1 protein-coding gene is annotated in these 655 nt (G+C 67.3%); it reads right to left on the bottom strand.

The features are described 5' to 3' along the window. On the bottom strand, positions 1–535 hold a 535-nt coding region (locus HOV91_RS39235), incomplete at its 3' end, for an SDR family NAD(P)-dependent oxidoreductase (RefSeq protein WP_174190205.1). Positions 536–655: the final 120 nt, after the last annotated feature.

Below are 655 nucleotides of genomic sequence, written 5' to 3'. Positions count from 1 at the left end.
AGGGCATGTCGGAGTTCACCGAGGAGCTGCCGATGATCGACGATCCGGGGGGCATGTGCGGCAGCGCCGCCTTCACCAGATAGAAGTACGCGTTGATGTTCAGTTTGACGGTGTGCTCGAATTCCTCGTCGCTGATCTCCTCCAACGTCTCGTGCGTCATCTGGAAGGCGGCGTTGCTGACCAGCACGTCGATCTTCCCGAATTCCCGCACCGCCCGATCGATCACGGCCCGGCAGTGCGCCGCCTCGGACAGGTCGCCCGGCACGAGCACCGCTTTGCGACCCGCCGCCGTCACCAGGTCGGCGACTTCCTTCGCGTCCTCGTCCTCATCGAGGTAGGAGATCAGCACGTCCGCGCCCTCGCGCGCGTAGGCGATCGCCACCGCCCGCCCGATGCCGCTGTCGGCGCCGGTGATGACGGCGGCCTTGCCGGTCAATTTGCCGGACCCGCGGTAGCTGTCCTCACCGCAGTCCGGCACCGGGGTCATCTTGGCCTGGATGCCGGGGACTTTCTGCTGCTGCTCGGGAAACCCCATGTCGGTCTCCTCCTTCTCCGCTCGGGGTTACGGGTGGTTCAGGTGTCCTGCTTCTGCCGCCAGTCGCGCACCGCGTCGCGGGCCCGGTCGAACAGCGCCAACGGCGGCCCGGCCAGGATG

The organism is Nocardia barduliensis, assembly GCF_013315795.1.
Taxonomy (GTDB): Bacteria; Actinomycetota; Actinomycetes; order Mycobacteriales; family Mycobacteriaceae; genus Nocardia; species Nocardia barduliensis.
Note: the sequence above shows the minus strand (reverse complement) of the source record. Positions and strands in the feature narration are given on the sequence as shown.